This is a genomic window from Erythrobacter sp. 'gip.4 top 5', assembly GCF_056495765.1.
Map to the genome: position 1 here is coordinate 2,606,576 of NZ_CP200270.1, position 14,128 is coordinate 2,620,703.

The 14,128-nt window shown below is 62.7% G+C and carries 15 protein-coding genes; 7 read left to right on the top strand and 8 right to left on the bottom strand.

Annotated features, from left to right (window positions below):
• Positions 1-73: 73 nt before the first annotated feature.
• Positions 74-1,111: a PhoH family protein gene (locus ACRANW_RS12635; RefSeq protein WP_479432123.1), complete on the bottom strand. Its 1,038-nt coding sequence runs from the start codon at positions 1,109-1,111 to the stop codon at positions 74-76.
• A 476-nt stretch (positions 1,112-1,587) separates the two neighbouring features.
• On the opposite strand from ACRANW_RS12635, the gene ACRANW_RS12640 reads away from it, so the two are divergent.
• Entirely contained in the window at positions 1,588-2,484 is an 897-nt protein-coding gene (locus tag ACRANW_RS12640; protein ID WP_479432124.1) for a hypothetical protein, read from the top strand.
• A 192-nt stretch (positions 2,485-2,676) separates the two neighbouring features.
• On the opposite strand, the gene miaB is transcribed toward ACRANW_RS12640, so the two are convergent.
• Genes miaB through ACRANW_RS12655 form a run of 3 tightly spaced genes read right to left on the bottom strand, consistent with a single transcriptional unit; the run spans position 2,677 to position 5,469 of the window.
• The gene (gene miaB, locus ACRANW_RS12645; protein WP_479433947.1) at positions 2,677-4,011 is read right to left on the bottom strand and encodes a tRNA (N6-isopentenyl adenosine(37)-C2)-methylthiotransferase MiaB; all 1,335 of its coding nucleotides are present in this window, start codon (positions 4,009-4,011) and stop codon (positions 2,677-2,679) included.
• A gap of 35 nt (positions 4,012-4,046) precedes the next feature.
• The gene (locus tag ACRANW_RS12650) at positions 4,047-4,985 is read right to left on the bottom strand and encodes an alpha/beta fold hydrolase (protein ID WP_479432125.1); all 939 of its coding nucleotides are present in this window, start codon (positions 4,983-4,985) and stop codon (positions 4,047-4,049) included.
• Positions 4,986-5,007: 22 nt separating this feature from the next.
• Positions 5,008-5,469 carry a peptidylprolyl isomerase gene (locus ACRANW_RS12655; protein WP_479432126.1) on the bottom strand — a complete coding sequence of 154 codons (462 nt, stop codon included), beginning with the start codon at positions 5,467-5,469 and terminating at the stop codon, positions 5,008-5,010.
• Positions 5,470-5,571: 102 nt separating this feature from the next.
• Here ACRANW_RS12655 and mgtE point away from each other — a divergent pair, with 102 nt between their 5' ends.
• A complete protein-coding gene (gene mgtE, locus ACRANW_RS12660) occupies positions 5,572-7,029 on the top strand; it encodes a magnesium transporter (RefSeq protein WP_479432127.1) in 1,458 nt (485 codons plus the stop codon).
• A 71-nt stretch (positions 7,030-7,100) separates the two neighbouring features.
• Positions 7,101-7,505 carry a DUF1489 family protein gene (locus tag ACRANW_RS12665; RefSeq protein WP_479433948.1) on the top strand — a complete coding sequence of 135 codons (405 nt, stop codon included), beginning with the start codon at positions 7,101-7,103 and terminating at the stop codon, positions 7,503-7,505.
• A gap of 66 nt (positions 7,506-7,571) precedes the next feature.
• On the opposite strand, the gene ACRANW_RS12670 is transcribed toward ACRANW_RS12665, so the two are convergent.
• From ACRANW_RS12670 to ACRANW_RS12680, 3 genes are read right to left on the bottom strand one after another with little or no spacing between them, the layout of a single operon-like run.
• Positions 7,572-8,267, bottom strand: a complete 696-nt coding sequence (locus ACRANW_RS12670; protein ID WP_479432128.1) for a DsbA family oxidoreductase — start codon at positions 8,265-8,267, stop codon at positions 7,572-7,574.
• Positions 8,264-9,157 carry an NAD(+) diphosphatase gene (gene nudC / locus ACRANW_RS12675; RefSeq protein ID WP_479432129.1) on the bottom strand — a complete coding sequence of 298 codons (894 nt, stop codon included), beginning with the start codon at positions 9,155-9,157 and terminating at the stop codon, positions 8,264-8,266. Before nudC ends, ACRANW_RS12670 begins: the two co-directional genes overlap by 4 nt.
• Positions 9,157-10,476 (bottom strand): serine hydrolase domain-containing protein, encoded by a 1,320-nt coding sequence (locus tag ACRANW_RS12680; protein ID WP_479432130.1) that lies wholly within the window; start codon positions 10,474-10,476, stop codon positions 9,157-9,159. Before ACRANW_RS12680 ends, nudC begins: the two co-directional genes overlap by 1 nt.
• 114 nt (positions 10,477-10,590) lie before the next feature.
• Here ACRANW_RS12680 and ACRANW_RS12685 point away from each other — a divergent pair, with 114 nt between their 5' ends.
• The gene (locus tag ACRANW_RS12685; RefSeq protein ID WP_479432131.1) at positions 10,591-10,812 is read left to right on the top strand and encodes a hypothetical protein; all 222 of its coding nucleotides are present in this window, start codon (positions 10,591-10,593) and stop codon (positions 10,810-10,812) included.
• On the opposite strand, the gene ACRANW_RS12690 is transcribed toward ACRANW_RS12685, so the two are convergent.
• Positions 10,809-11,864 (bottom strand): A/G-specific adenine glycosylase, encoded by a 1,056-nt coding sequence (locus ACRANW_RS12690; RefSeq protein WP_479432132.1) that lies wholly within the window; start codon positions 11,862-11,864, stop codon positions 10,809-10,811. The two genes, ACRANW_RS12685 and ACRANW_RS12690, sit on opposite strands and share 4 nt — an antisense overlap.
• A gap of 14 nt (positions 11,865-11,878) precedes the next feature.
• On the opposite strand from ACRANW_RS12690, the gene ACRANW_RS12695 reads away from it, so the two are divergent.
• The 3 genes from ACRANW_RS12695 to ACRANW_RS12705 all read left to right on the top strand — a co-directional run bounded on the left by ACRANW_RS12695 (position 11,879) and on the right by ACRANW_RS12705 (position 14,102).
• Positions 11,879-12,487, top strand: a complete 609-nt coding sequence (locus tag ACRANW_RS12695; protein WP_479432133.1) for a DUF721 domain-containing protein — start codon at positions 11,879-11,881, stop codon at positions 12,485-12,487.
• The gene (locus ACRANW_RS12700; protein WP_479432134.1) at positions 12,484-13,254 is read left to right on the top strand and encodes a DsbA family protein; all 771 of its coding nucleotides are present in this window, start codon (positions 12,484-12,486) and stop codon (positions 13,252-13,254) included. The genes ACRANW_RS12695 and ACRANW_RS12700 overlap by 4 nt, the downstream gene beginning before the upstream one ends.
• 95 nt (positions 13,255-13,349) lie before the next feature.
• On the top strand, positions 13,350-14,102 hold the full coding sequence (locus tag ACRANW_RS12705) for a thioredoxin domain-containing protein (protein WP_479432135.1): 753 nt from the start codon (positions 13,350-13,352) through the stop codon (positions 14,100-14,102).
• Positions 14,103-14,128 lie beyond the last annotated feature (26 nt).

The following is a 14,128-nucleotide window of genomic DNA, read 5'->3' on the forward strand; positions in this document are numbered from 1 at the left end:
GTTTCGTCGGTCGGACTGTATCGCTCATCGATCATCAGGCGGCAGGCGCGCTGCGCGTCGCCCCTCCCCTGACCTAGGCGTCTTCGCCGTTGCCCTCATAGGCTTCAACGATGCGGCCCACGATCGGGTGGCGCACCACGTCCGCCGCCGTGAAGCGGATCGTGCCGAAACCGTCCACGCCCTCCAGCCGCTCAACCGCATCATTCAGCCCACTCATGCGCGGTCCGCCCGGAATGTCGACCTGACGCGGATCGCCGCACACCACCATCCGGCTGTTCTGGCCGAAGCGGGTGAGGAACATCTTCATCTGCTCGCGCGTGGTGTTCTGCGCTTCGTCGAGGATAATGAAGCTGTCCGCTAGCGTGCGCCCGCGCATGAAGGCAATCGGCGCGATTTCGATCTCGCCATTGGCCAGCCGCCGCTCAACCTGCTCGGGCGGCATGCAGTCATTCAGCGCGTCATACAAAGGCCGCAGATAGGGATCGACCTTCTCCTTCATGTCACCGGGCAGAAAGCCGAGCTTTTCGCCCGCCTCCACGGCCGGGCGCGACAAAATCAGTCGCTGGACGCTCCCGGTGATCAACTGGCTGACGGCCTGCGCCACGGCGATATAGGTCTTGCCCGTCCCTGCCGGACCGAGCGCGAAGATGATGTCGTCCTTCGCAAGACTGCGCATATATTCGATCTGTGTCGCGGAGCGCGGCACGATGGTTTTCTTGCGCGTCCGGATCATGATCGGCGGGCCGTCCATGTCGCCCGCAATAATGCCTTCAAGCGTCGGTTCGGACGACATGGCGATCATCGATTCAATCGCCCCTGAATCCAGCGCCTCGCCCCGGGCCAGACGGTCATACATGGTCTTGAGCGTCTCACGCGCACGCGCCACATCGTCTTCCGGCCCTTCGATCACCACCTGATGCCCGCGGGCGTGGATGTAGACCCCAAGCCTGTTTTCGACCTGCACCAGATTCGCATCGAACTGCCCGAACAGCGGCCCCAGCAGGGCCTGATTCTCGAAGGTCAGATCAATTCGCGCGCGGCGCGGTTCGGGGATGCCGCGCGGATCGGGCGAAAGCGCCGGGTGTCCGGCTCGTGAGGGTCTGCGGCCCATAGGTTCCTTTGGCTGGGGCCACGAAACAGTTCCACGACCCTGAGTCGGGAAGGTAGGGCGGGCCTTGAGCAAAGCAAGCAGGCGGCGCCGAGATCGTGGTGGATAGTCATCGATTCAGCATCAGCGGTGTTGTTATCAAGCGCATTGCCGCTAGCTTGGGAACGACAATATTCATCCGGCATTAATGACTAATGAGTTGATATTTGGATGGAAGGAGCGATCTTGGAGTGATGCCATCCTCGGCCCACCTGCCGCCGCCAGCGTTCAAAAGCCGTCGGGCCAACACCTCGCCCGGTCTGGTCAATGAACGGGAGCACAAAGAGGGTCGAGGCCGCCCGCGCCAGAGCGCTTGCTATCGTGATCCGGTTCAACATGCCGACTTTGCGCGCTTTACAAAATGCCAGCCAGTGCCTTTGGTTCAAATGCTTTGCGTTCAGCAAGGCTAAGCGTCAGGCAAAGGGCGAGTGACGCTACTGATGAGTGAGGACCCGATGCCACCAAAGATTGCTTGCCTCGCCGCCGTAGCCGCGCTTTTTGTCGTGTCCGGTGCATCCGCACCGGCCTTGGCGCAGGAGACTAAAGACACCGCAGAAGCCGAGATTCTTGTTCAATCGGCGCGCAAGCAGCAGGCAGAGCAGGTGCGAGAGCTAGCGCGTAAAGTCAGCGGGCGCTTGAATCCCACGCGTCCAATCCCGCGCTTTCATCGCAGGGTGTGTCTCGCCGTAGCTGGGGTGAATGATGCGTTGGTGAACAGCTTCGCCGCGCGCATTATTGAAAATGCGGAAATTGCCGGGATCCCAGTTGACAAGGGTGACTGCAAGCCAAACGCGCTGGTCGCTTTCACGGATAAAAGTCGCGAAGACCTTATGCAGATCCGTAAAACAAACCGCTGGATGTTCGGTGATATTGGCAAGTCGGCGCTTGATAGAATGCTGAAATCGAGGGACGAGGCCTTTGCCTGGCAGTCGACCAAGCCGATGGGCCTTACTGGGATGGCATTCGATATCGAGAACCGCGAATTCCCGGAGAATCGCAGCACGGTTGATGGCGGAGGCCGGCTTTCCAATACGTTCAAAATCGATGTCACAGCAGCGATCGTGGTGATCGACAAGAACGCCATTGAAGGCAAAACTGCGGTCCAGTTGGCCGATTATGCCAGTCTGCGCTTGCTGGCGCCCACAGCCGAACTGACCGATCTCGCGGGAGGCGAACCAGCTACGATCATGACATTGTTCAAGGATCCGGCAGGCGCTCCGCCCGAATTGACGCCTTTCGATCTGGCTTACCTGCGCGGCGTTTACGAAATCCCGCCGAACTCGCCGGCTCATAATGTCTATGGACAAATCACTCGTAACGCGACGGGTAGGAAGTGACGCAGAATGAGGTTCGCTTTGAAAGCCGTAAAAATACGGGCTTAGGTTGATAGGTGATTGTCATACGACCACCTTGCGTCGCGCTTTCGCAACAAGATGTGTCTAGCAATCGCAAGAATCGATGAGAATTGTTAGATAGCTTCGGCGCTTATAATTCTCAAAGGCGCGAACGATCGGTGTCAACGTAAGCAACTACGTTGCGTTTACGACGCCGCGCAGGGAGTTAGGGCCTGCCTCATCAAGGGTAATCTTAATCATATCGCCGATCGCTGCCGGCGCATCAAACCAAACCGATTGCAACCAAGGCGACTTGCCGAGCCACTGACCCGGCAGCTTGCCCGTGCGTTCGACAAGCACTTGGCAGGTCCTACCGACACTGGCCTTGTTGAAGGCAAATTGATGCTCACCGATGCGCGATTGCAGGCGCTGCAGGCGGTCGTCCATCACTTCGGGCGCGATCTGACCGTCCATGGTGGCCGCAGGCGTGCCGGGGCGCGGAGAATATTTGAAGCTGAAGGCGTGGGCATAGCCAACAGCGTCGACAATCCGCAGCGTGTCTTCAAACTCGGCCTCGGTCTCGCCCGGAAAGCCGACAATGAAGTCACCCGAAAGCGCGATATCGGGCCGCACGGCGCGAAACTTCTCCAGCAGCCGCAGATAACCGTCTGCCGTGTGTTGCCGGTTCATCGCCTTCAGCACCCGGTCACTGCCGCTTTGCACGGGCAGGTGCAGATAGGGCATGAGCTTTTCGACTGCGCCGTGGGCCGCGATCAGCGCCTCGTCCATGTCGTTGGGATGGCTGGTGGTGTAGCGGATGCGCTCCAGCCCATCGATCCGGGCCAGCGCATGGATCAGGCCCGCCAGTCCCGCAGACCGCCCCTTGTCGTCCTCACCCGCCCAGGCATTCACATTCTGGCCCAGAAGCGTGATCTCTTTCGCGCCTGTCTCGACCAGACTCTGCGCTTCGGCGATCAGATGCGCAAAGGGACGAGAGATTTCCGCGCCGCGGGTATAGGGCACCACGCAATAGGTGCAGAACTTGTCGCAACCTTCCTGCACGGTCAGAAACGCACTGGGACCCCGCTTCTTGCGCTGCGGTAGCGCGTCGAACTTGGCGATGGCGGGCATATCGGTATCAGTCGCACGCTCTCCGCCCACCGCCTTGTCGAGCATGTCGGGCAGGCGGTGATAGGCCTGCGGGCCAACCACGATGCTGACAGCCGGTGCACGCCGCATGATCTCCTCACCCTCGGCCTGGGCGACGCATCCGGCGACCGCGATCAGCGGCTGCTTGTCTGCGGCGTTGCCCGCTTTCACCAGACGGCCAATATCGGAATAGACCTTCTCGGCGGCCCTTTCGCGGATGTGGCATGTGTTCAGGATGACCAGATCGGCCTCCTCGCCGTCGGGCGCAGGGGTAATGCCGCGTGCCCCCAGCAATTCGCCCATGCGCTCGCCATCATAGACGTTCATTTGGCAGCCAAAGCTTTTGACCCGGTAGGTTTTGGGAGGCGCGACTGGTTTCATGAGGCCTGCGCCCTTAGCGCCGATGGCGATCCGGTTCAATCGCCACTGCGTTTGGCGTTCTTGCTCTTGCGCAGGCCGTTGTGCAGGCACGGCTCCGCTTTGGACGAGGACGGGCCGGGGTGTGCGCGATCATCCGGGCCGCATTCCACGAAAGGTTTGGGGATGCCGTTGGCCTTCACCACCTCATGCGCATCGGCGCTGGCGTAGGCGGCGATCCACGTGATGCAATCGGCCAGCGGCCGCACCTTGTGCTTGGTGATCGCGTTCTTGCGCGGCTCGCAATTGAGCGTGAAGACATCGGCCGCCGGTGGTTCGTCATAGCGGGCGAACCGCCGCAGCGCTTCACCGCGTTCGTTGAAAACGATACGTTTGAGCGCGTTCTCGCGAGTTTCGCTGCGGTAGAACGGTGAGGTGTTGAACATGTAAGCGCGCACTTCGGGGTGTGCCACAGACACCTCGGTCGCCAACGCCCCGCCGAGAGAATGGCCTGTAACCACCCACGGCACATCCGTTCCCAGTCGCGCCTTTTCCGCCGAGAAATAACGCAGCGCCAGTTCGATCTGGTCGTTGCGCAGGCTGCCGTAGAAGATGTCGCTCAAACCTTTGAAGTCGGTCCCGCGAAAGGCGATGATCCGGGCCACCGGCTTGCGGTTGGCGTTGCTGCCGCTGCCGCTTTCATACTGATTGAACACCTCGTAGCCGAAGCCCTTGTCGGCATCCTCCGGAGCAATCGGCAGATGCTCAAGCCGCTGCAAGACTCGCCCGGGCTGCGCGAAGACATCGCTGTCGCCCGTGTAGGCATTGGTGGAGGCCAGCGCGTAGGGGAAGGCATCCACCGCTGCATCGCGAACAAAGCCGCACCACCCGCCAGGTTCAAGCTGACAGGGCGATCGCGATTGCGAAATGTCTGGGTAGGTGACGCAACCCGATAGCAGCAGGGCACACAGCGCCGCCGCGACAGACCGTGTCGTCACCCCCCCGATCCCCTTGCCGGTCTTAAGCGACAGTCGCCTTGACGATCTTGCCGGGGCTGCGCGGCGGTTCGCCCTTGGGCAGCGCATGGACGTGTTCCATGCCGCTCTCGACCACGCCCCACGCGGTGTACTGCTTGTCGAGGAAGCGTGCGTCGTCAAGGCAGATGAAGAACTGCGAATTGGCGCTGTTCGGGTTCTGCGAACGGGCCATCGAACAGACGCCTTCGACGTGGGGTTCGGCGTTGAATTCAGCGGCAAGGTCAGGCTTGTCGCTGCCGCCCATGCCGGTGCCGGTCGGATCGCCGCCCTGCGCCATGAAGCCGTTGATGACGCGGTGGAAGATCACGCCATCGTAAAAGCCTTCGCTCGCCAGTTCGGTGATGCGGGCGACATGGCCGGGGGCCAGATCGGCGCGCAGCTTGATGACCACGTCCTTGGCGGTGCCATCGCCGGTGTCGAGCGTGAGGGTAAGGGTATCGGCCATGTGCGTATCTCCTGAAGCGATTTGCGCGCTTCTATAGCGCCTGCAGGCGTCCTGTCACCCTCCCCGCTTGCATTTCATAGGCCCCTCCGTAAACGCCTGTTCATGGCCGATGATCGCCGCCTTGATGATGACCTGCTGACCGCAGAGCACGGCCTTGAGTCGGGTGATGCGGAAGTGCGCCCGGACGACCGGGTCGATGATGAGCGGCATGACGAGGAAAACCGGCTGAAGCCCGCCTATGTCAGCGCGGTGCACGATGCGCTGGCCGCGCGTGACAAAGGCGCGGTGTACAATCTCGTCGAACCGCTGCACGCCGCTGACATTGCCGACCTGATCGAGCTGCTGCAACCGTCCGAACGCGCGCAGTTGGCGTCGGCGATCAGCGACCTGATGACCAGCGATGTCATCGCGGAACTCAACGATTACGTCCGCGAAGACCTGATGGACACGCTGTCCGCGCACGCAGTCGCCATCATCGCCGAACAGCTCGACACCGATGACGCGGTGCAGTTGATCGAGGATCTGGACGAAGCCGATCAGCGCGCAGTCATGGCGGAACTGGAGCCGGAGACCCGCGCTGCGGTGTCCAGCGCGCTCGCCTACCCCGAAGAAACCGCCGGACGCCTGATGAGCCGGCATTTCGTCGCTGTGCCGGAACACATGACCGTGGGCGATCTGATTGATTATCTGCGCGAAAACGGCGATATCGATCACGATTTCTTTGAAGTCTTCGTTATCGACGAACGCCACCATCCGGTCGGCACCTGCGCGCTGAACTGGATCCTCACCACGCCGCGCAGTGTGCGGCTCACCGATCTGATGAAGCGCGACCAGACCCTGATCCCGGTGACGATGGATCAGGAAGAAGCGGCGCTGATGTTCCAGAAATACGCGCTGATATCGGCAGCCGTGGTGGACGAAAGCGGGCGGCTGGTAGGCCAGATGACGGTGGACGATGTGGTCCACATCATCTCCGAAGAAGCAGGCGAGGATGCCCTGCTTATGTCCGGCGCAGGCGATGGCGACATCAACGAGCCGCTGCGCGAAGCTTTTTCCAGCCGTGTGCGCTGGCTGATTGCCAATCTGGGAACAGCCGTGGTCGCCTCCTCGATCATCGCCTTTTTCGGTGCGGCGATCGAACAATTGGTGGCGCTGGCCATTCTCATGCCGATCGTCGCCAGCATCGGCGGCAATGCGGGCACGCAGACCATGGCAGTGGCGGTGCGCGCGATTGCGACCAACCAGCTCACCCGGTCCAACACCAAACGCATCTTGTGGCGCGAATTTCGCGTCGCGCTGATGAACGGGGCCACCATCGCGGTGCTGATCGGGTTGGCGACCGGGCTGCTGTTCACCCCGATGATGGGCGTGGTGATCGCGCTCGCCATGGTCATCAACATTGCCATCGCCGGGCTTGCAGGCGTCGCCGTGCCGGTGATCTTCGAACGGCTGGATCAGGACCCGGCGGTCGCCAGCAGCGTGTTTGTGACGATGATTACCGATTCGATGGGATTCTTTGCCTTCCTGGGCCTGGCCGTGGCGCTGGGATTGACCGGCTAAAGCGGCGGTTGATTGTGGACGGGAGGCGCGTCAACGCTTGATCGCGGCGCCGAATGGCCCACATTGGCACCATGCCGCTCAACCTGACCAAAATCGCCTTCGGGGCGAAAAGCTATGACCATCTCGCCGGATGGTATGCCAACGTAGAAGGGGAGCGCGGCACAATCCGCCTCACAACCCGCAACCGCCCGACGCGGCACGAAGAATGTGTGGGCGGTTCGCTGTACTGGATCATCAACCATGCCATCGTGGCGCGGTCGACCATCACCGGCTTCGTCAAGACCGATGACGGGCGCTGGGACATCTGCCTCGAACCCAAGCTGGTCCGCGTCCACCAGCAAGCCAAGCGCGCGCATCAGGGCTGGCGGTATCTTACCGAAGACAAGGCACCCAAGGATCTGGCGGACGGCGACGATGTCGGCGACGCACTGCCGGGCAAGCTGGCGATGAAGCTGGAGCGGCTGGGACTGGTGTAGCTTTGAGGCTGCCAGACTGCATCCAGACCCGTGTTAGACCCTTGCTAGGCCTGCGCTAGGCCCGCCCTAGGCCCCCGGTCGGCTCTTCTCGGCCACCCGCCGCAGCGCGTTGACATAGACGTCGGGTGCCTGTGCACCGGGGATCAGAAACTTGCCGTTCACGATCATGGCGGGCACGCCGGAGATGTTCATATCCCACGCCTGCACCTCCTCCGCGAGCACGCGGGCTTCCAGTTCGGGATCAGTAAGCGCGGCTTTCGCTGCCTCCCGGTGGAGGCCAGTTCCGGCCGCAATATCAAGCAGAACCGCGTGATCGGACAGGTCGGCACGCTGGTTGAAATGCGCACGGAACAGGGCCAGCTTGAGCGCGGTTTGCACCTTCGGCCCCGCCTGTTCGAGCGCAAAGGCGAGCAGCTTGTGGCAATCACGCGTGTTCCACATCATCGCCGGTGGCGCTTCGCCTTCGCCGTCCCACGATAGCGACACCCCGGCCTGATCCGCGATTGTCTTCATCTGACCCCGGATACCAGCACCCTCTTCGGCAGAGCGGCGGTATTTCCTTTGCAAATGCGCCTCTTGCTCCTCTCCCTCAGGCGGCATGTCGGGGTTCAGCTCGAACGGCCGCCACCGGATTTCCGCCGCAATTTCGCCTTCGAGCGCGTCCAGCGCCTTGGTCAACTGGCCATATCCGATCAGGCACCACGGGCACATCACATCGGAATAGATGTCAATGATGAGGGCCAAAGGGGTCTGCACCGTCATCGGTCGAGCCACCATGTCACAAGGTGATGTGCGATCGCGAAGGGGCGCGGGAAATACAGGAGATCGGTGCCGTGCTCGCCTGCGGCGCGGGCGTCCTCCAACTCGGCGCGGGTGAACCAGCGCGCATCTTCAAGCTCGGTGCGGTCAATGGTCAGCGCCGGATCGTCTGCAACGCACGTGCAGCCGATCATCAGCTGGCTCGGGAACGGCCACGGCTGGCTCGCAAGGTAGCGCACATCGCGCACCCTGACGCCCGCTTCCTCGTGAATTTCGCGGGCGACGGCTTCCTCGATGGTTTCGCCCGGTTCGACAAATCCGGCGAGCGCGGAGTACATCCGGGGCGGAAAGCGCGGCTGGCGGCCGAGCAGAAGCTTGTCCTCATGCTCGACCAGCATGATCGTCACAGGGTCAGTGCGCGGGAAGTGATCCGCACCGCAGCCATCACAGTGCCGTTGCCAGCCGCCCTTCACAAGCCTGGTCGCGCCGCCACATCGCGCACAGAAGCGGTGCCGGGCGTGCCAATCGACCAGACTGCGCGCGCCGCCGTAGATCGCCAGATCAGGCGGCGAGAGCAGCTGCATCAGCTGCCATGCCGCGGGCTGCGCATAGGCCGGACCATCCGCGCCGCCAGAGGGAACCGGCGCGAAATGCGCCTTGTCGTCCAGCATTCCGAGGAACACCAGTTCGGCATCTTCGGCCACATCGGCAAGGCTGCCCCACACCAGCCCGCCTGCATCGTCCACGCCCGGCAGCAGCCCATCGAGCAGCAGCACCCGCGCACGCCAGTTCATCAGGCCCGCCAGCGCCGTGTCATCTGCGCGGATGTGATCGGCCCGGTCCAGCGGCGAGCCGGAAAACGCCATCGGCGGCGCAGCGGCAGGCGCGTGCATCAGGCAGCTTTCTTCTTGGCCCGCATCGCGGCCAAATCGGCCTCCATCGCCGCCAGGAACTCTTCTCGGATCGGATAGGCTTCGGACGGCATGTACTGCGTGAACAGGCCCGTGCGCAGCTTCAGATCGAAGTCCACCGCCGCCAGCGTACCGGCCGCGCCGCCCCAGCCGAACGTCGCACCCTTGGAGCGTCCGCCTGCGCCGTGGCCTTCGCCTTCAATCCAGCTGCCGGTAAGATCAACCGTCGCCGGAACCAGATCCGACACCCCGACCCGCACCGCCTCTTCACTCATCACGAATTTGCCGTCGATCGTGCCATACCCCAGCAGCATCCGCAGGAAGCGATCATAATCCTTGGGGCTCGACACCAGCCCGCCGCCGCCAGCCGGGACTTCAGGCGCATCGAGGAAAATCGAATTGGCCCCCGGATCAAGCGGGAAGACATTGCCGCCCAGCACGCCGTAATTGTCAGTCAGGCGGTCCGCCTCGCTAGCGGGCACCTGCATCCAGGTGCTCGTCATGCCGCAAGGGTCAAAGATGCGCTGCTTGAGGAAGGCCTCGAATTCCTTCCCGCTTACCACTTCAATCACCCGGCCAAGCAGGTCGATCGAACAGGAATAGCTCCACTTGGTGGCAGGCTGATACATCAGCGGCAATTCGGCCAGACGGTCAGCCCAGACGGCGAGACCGGGCGCCGGGGTCACATTGGGGAAGCCCGGTAGCGGCATCCGGCTCACCCGACCGCCGACCAGACCCTGTGCGTTGTAAGCGGCCTGCAACGGCCCCTTGCTGATGATCTGATAACCGAGGCCTGATGTGTGGGTCAGCAGTTGGCGGATCGTGATCGGAAGATTCGCCGGCACAGTCTCGTCCAGCGGCCCGGCCGGATCGACCAGCACTCTCATGTCGCGGAAGGCGGGCAGTATCTCCGCCACCGGCTGATCAAGGCCCAGCTTGCCTTCATCAATCAGGATCATCGTCGCCATGCCGGTGATCGGCTTGGACATTGAATAGATGCGGAACAGCGAATTTTCATCCACCGGCGCGGGCTTGGCCAATGAGAGCGTCCCGCCGCCAACTGTATGCGCGTGATCTTCCTGACCCCAGCCGAATGTCAGAAACAGATTGGCCAGCTTGCGCTCGGAAACATAACGGTTGGCCATCGCGGCCACCTTGGGCCAATTTTCCGCGACATCATGCGCCAGCAATTGCCGACCATAGGGCAAGCCTGCCAGCGCCGCCCCGCCTGCCAGCATCGCGCCATGGCGAAACAGCGAACGGCGGGAAAGGGCAGACATTGCGGTTTCGTGGGAAAGCATGGGATCAGAATCTCCGAACTTGACGTGCGCTGTCATGTCTGCGGCAGGCGGCAGCGCGGGTCAATCGCTGGCAGACGGGTTGCAATTTTGCGGTGTCTTATTTATCTAAGACACATGTTCAACGTCATCGCCTTTCTCGTCGGCCTTGTAAGCCTCATCATCGTCATTCCGGCGCAGATCCCGCTGCTCGGCTGGGCCAACTGGTTTGCGCTGCCGCTGATCGTGGTCGGCATCATAATCGGCGCCATGTCATCCAAGAATGGCGGCCGCAATTTCTGTATCATCGTGCTGCTGATCGCAGCGGTGCGCCTGTCGCTGGGCGGCGGGATCATCTAGTCTGCGCCCAGGGCAAGCTGGGCGGCCTTGGCAAACAGGGTCGCAAGACCGGCCTCCTCGATCCGGCTGACCGGCCACCAGAGCCCCTCGCCTGCGGGCTGAACTGATGTTTCGCTCGCCAGCACCTGCAATGTGAGCTGCGCATGGGTAAAGCCGTGCTGAACAGCGCCGCAGGTGCGCCACTCCCCGTCAATCGGCGGCTCTCCCGATCCGTCCGCGCGCGCCGTCCAGCCGTCGTCGGGCAAAGCGCGCATCCCGCCCAGCATTCCGCTCGCCGGGCGGGTGACGAGCCAGACTTCGGCGCCCGCGCCAGAGGGGTCGGGGCGCGTGATCCAGAATGCCGCGCCGCGCCGCTCGGGCACGGCCTTCTTCGGCGGCTTGACGGGCAAGCGTTCCGGCTCGCCCGCCTTGCGGCCGTCACAGGCGCCGGACAGTGGGCACAGCATACAGCGCGGCGTCCGGCTGGTGCAGATGTGCGAGCCCAGATCCATAAGGCCTTGGGCAAAATCGCCTGAACGCTGGTGCGGCGTGATCGTGTCGGTCGCAGCGCGGATCGCCTTGCGCGCCTTGGGCAGCGGTTCGTCAATGGCGAACAGCCGCGCCACCACCCGTTCGACATTGGCATCGACCACCACCGCCCGCTGGCCAAAGGCAATCGCGGCGATTGCGGCAGCGGTGTAGTCGCCCAGACCAGGAAGCTGGCGAAGCTCGGCCTCGGTGTCGGGAAAGCCACCGCATTCGGCCACGACGCGCGCGCATTTCAACAGGTTTCGCGCCCGCGAATAGTACCCCAGCCCGGCCCACGCCGCCATCACGGCCTCGTCATATGCCCCCGCCAGCGCGTCGACCGTTGGCCAAATAGAGGTGAACTTCGCAAAATAGGGCTTAACCGCCGCCACGGTGGTCTGTTGTAGCATCACTTCAGACAGCCACACCCGATAGGGCCACGCCGGATCATCGGGCAACGCACTGGCCGGCGGCAAGCGCCACGGCAAATCGCGGGCATGAATATCATACCACGCGAGCAAGGATGCAGAGATGCTGGCAGTCACGCGCGGCCTATGGCATGGCGGGTGCGATCATGGGAAGTGACAAGAAACCTCCAGCCTCGGGCAGCGAAGCGGCACCCCGCAAGAAGGCGCCTGCCAAAGCGCGGACGGCCAAACCCTATACGCGTCCGCGTGGGTCGGGTTCGCGCGCGATTGGTGATCTCATGCCGGAAATCGGGCGCACCGCGTTCCGCAGGTTCGGCTTTGTGCAAAGCTCGGTCGTCACCCGCTGGCCCGAAATCGTCGGCCCGCGCCACGCCCGCGTGTGCAGCCCCGAAGCCATCCGTTTTCCGCCAGGGGAGAAGGTCGAAGGCATCCTCGAACTGGTGGTGATCCCGGCCCATGCGCCGTTGATCCAGCAGGTCGTTCCTGAGATTATCGAGCGAGTGAACCGCTTTTTTGGCTATCGCGCCGTCGCCCGCGTGAAGCTGCGGCAAGGCGCGGTGACGCCGCCCGCCGACAGCAGGCCCGCCAAGCCGCCGCCGTCCTTGAAGCCGATCCCGCTGGAACTGGGCGATAGCTTGCGCGATATTGGCGATCCCGAACTGCGCACCGTGCTCGAATCGCTCGCCCGCAGCCTCGGCAACAGCGAAAAAACCGCGTCACAGGATGATGTCCCGCAATGATAAAGCCGCTTCTTCTTGCCGCCGCTGCCAGCGCAGCCGCCGTGATTTCGCTCGCAACCGTCCCCGCGCTGGCCCAGCAAGACCTATCGCGCCCCGACAGCGCGTTTGAAGGCAAGGGAACGCCCGGAAGCTGGCAATCGGTGATCGTGCGCACAGCGCGCGGCCACCTGATTGGCAATCCCGAAGCCGACACCCGGCTGATCGAATTCATCAGCTACACGTGCCCGCACTGTTCCGATTTCGCCGCGCAGGGCGAACCTGCCCTTGAACTGACGCTGTTGACCCCGGGGAAGATGGCCCTCGAGGTGCGTCCGGTAATCCGCAACGCGCTTGACCTTACCGTGACGCTGCTGGCCCAATGCGGCGATCCTGCCGGATTCAAAAGCCGCCACCAAACCCTGATGCGGACGCAGGCCGATTGGCTGAACAAGGCGCGGGCCGCGCCTGAAAGCCAGCGCGCAATCTTGTTGCGCGGTGACAAGGCAGGTAGAATGAATGCCGCAAGCGCGCTTGGGCTGACGATGCGGCTCGTCAACCGCGGTCAATCGCAAAGCGAACTGGACGCCTGCGTCGTCAACGATGTCGCGGCCAAGGCGCTGGTCGACAACACGCGCGCGGATTTCAACGACATCGGCGTTCAGGGCACCCCCAGCTTCGCGCTCGACGGCAAGCTTTTGAACGAGGTCCATAGCTGGGACACGCTCTATCCGTTGCTTTCGGCCAAATTCACTGAAAAGCCGACAGAAACGCTCGGAGCGCCGGGCTGATAAAATTGTTCAAAGGCCGGACGCACGATGCTTGATGCACCGGGTCGGCGTCGGCTAATTCCAACTCTATTAATTCCTCAAGGATCAGCACCACGATGATTATCCCCCGCTTGCTTTCGCTCCCCTTGCTTGCGCTCGCGCCGCTGATGCTGGCTGGCTGCGACGACGCTGCAACCACTGACGGCGCTGGAACGGCAAGCGGCGAGGCTTTGCCTGCGATCGCCGCTCCGGCGGGCGCCCAATGGGCTGACACCGTCACAGTGACCCCGGAAGGCGGCTACAAGATCGGCAATCCTGATGCACCGCTCAAGCTGGTGGAATATGCCTCGCACACCTGCGGCGCCTGCGCCGCATTCGCCACGACCGGCAAGGCGCCGCTCAAAAACGAATATGTCGCGAGCGGCGTCGTGAGCTTCGAGCAGCGCGAAGCGTTTCTCAATCCCTTCGACGTCGTCATCGCGGGCCTCGCCCAATGCGGGGCCAAGGAACAGATGCAGCCACTTTCGGACGAGGTGTGGCAAAATCTGGATAGCGTTTTTACCGGTCTTCAAGGCAACCCGCAGGCCGTTCAGGCCGCTGCGCAATTACCACTCAACCAACGCTTTGTTGCGATTGCCGAAGCCACCGGCCTGCTTGAATTCTTTGCCGCGCGCGGGGTTTCAGCCGATCAGGGCCGCGCCTGCCTGGCCGATACTGCCAAGATTGAAGCGCTGGTAAAAACCACCGAAGCCAACAATGCGAAGGACGAGATTGCCGGTACGCCGACCTTTTTCCTCAATGGCGAACGGCTAAACGGAACATCATGGGATGTTGTCGAACAGGCGCTGCAAAGCGCAGGCGCGCGCTAGGCCTCGGCAGGGGCGAATAGCCACCT